Genomic DNA, 1,637 nt, shown 5'->3' with positions numbered 1-1,637 from the left:
GGGTAATGCGGACACACAGCTTAGTTTTTCTCCAAATTTTAATTAATCTCTAATTTGTCTTTTTCTAAATTTCTTGATTTTATTGAGATCACTTTTCTGTGATTTTTTGTGAAAGAAAATTTCTCGGATGTTGACAATGCTTTTTTTGAGAAATATTTTAATCCGTTATTTATTCCGCAAGTAGTTAAATCTCACAATTATTTTTTTCCGTAAATATTTAAATCCCGTAAAGACTTTTTCTCAACACTTGAGTAAGATTCCCGCAAAGATTTTTCTCTTTTGTTTTTGGAAATTAATCTTTAAAATTCTCGGCAAAGTAGAGTAGTAGTTTTAAAAAAATCTCTCCAGATTAATTTTTCCTTACGGCTGGGTTCGCCGAGTTTTTTCTAGCGTTGTGATACTGTGTGTGGATTTCAGTTTAGAAATCCCCCGTTTTACCCAACGGTTTTGTATAAGGTTAGTGGGGGAGTTGATAATCGAAAGATTATCAGCCTAGCACTAAGCTTATACTTATTTTGTGTTTTTTCTTTGTCGACCTAAAAATACTTAAATAAGTATAAGTGACACAGTAAATAAGCCTAAAACTTTGGGGAAAAAATAAAAACCCACATTAACTTTATGCGGTGTTGGCTACTGGCTTTTTATTCTATACGATACCATTTGTATTCTTTTCCGTTCCAAAATACGATTCCGCCACCGTGAGACTCCTCAACGCTCATATAAATTCCATTTCCAATTAATTTGAAATTCTGATTTTCATCTTGTCCGATAATATCTCCTGTTTCTTTATTGATTAAAGTAGGCGAAACAATTTCTCCTTTCGGTAATATTTTAAATATTTTAATCCAATCTAAATCTGACATTTGGTCAACTATTTTTCCTGCTCCAAAAACGAATTTTTCTTGTTTAGAGGAATTATGAATTATTAAAACACCAATTTTTTTGTTCTTCTTGTTTTTTACAATAGAGGCAAAGTCCGTTTTGTTATCTCCATTAAAATCTCCAATCAAATTTTTGTCAGTTATTAATTCTAGGGAATCAGGAATTTTGGTTATATCGACTTTTTCAGTTGGTTTAATATCTAATTTGATATTTTCTATATTCGAGTTCTTTTGAAAAAAAGTGGAGTACAATAATATAATAAAAGACAATACGATAATTATAAAACTAGTCCATTTGAAATATGATTCATTTCTTTTTTTTATTCTTAATTTTTTAAATCCTCCAATATTTATAAAATCATTTATATGTGTCTCGAAAACTACAAAAATTGAAGTTCCACTTAATAATTGAATTCCAATTTTTATTTGTTCTTTTCTAATTATATAGAGTAATTTATTTAATTCTAATTCGGATAGCTTTATGAGTTTCTCGTTTCCTTTAACTACATTTTCGAGATTTACCATTCCACTATTACCACGATATTCTGGTTTAGTAAAATCAATTAATAAAATATCTAATAATATTGATTGTTCTTTCGTCATTTTTGCTTGTTGCCAACGGTTTTGTATAAAGTTAGTGTGGGAGTTGATAATCGCGAGATTCTCAGCCTAACACTAAGCTTTTACTTATTTTGTGTTTTTATCTTAGTCGACCTAAAAATAGATAAATAAGTAGAAGTGACATAGTAAAAAAAC

1 protein-coding gene is annotated in these 1,637 nt (G+C 29.0%); it reads right to left on the bottom strand.

Annotated elements, in window-relative coordinates:
* Window positions 1–641: 641 nt before the first annotated feature.
* Entirely contained in the window at window positions 642–1,484 is an 843-nt protein-coding gene (locus tag FGM02_RS17600) for a hypothetical protein (protein ID WP_139959892.1), read from the bottom strand.
* Window positions 1,485–1,637: the final 153 nt, after the last annotated feature.

It is taken from the genome of Flavicella sediminum (genome assembly GCF_006381105.1).
GTDB lineage: Bacteria > Bacteroidota > Bacteroidia > Flavobacteriales > Flavobacteriaceae > Flavicella > Flavicella sediminum.
The sequence above is the reverse complement of the archived record's forward strand: the minus strand, read 5'-3'. Positions and strand labels throughout refer to the sequence as shown.

Excerpts from the sequence above, each read along its gene's own strand:
- FGM02_RS17600 (WP_139959892.1), bottom strand. The coding sequence starts at position 1,484 with ATGACGAAAGAACAATCAATATTATTAGATATTTTATTAATTGATTTT.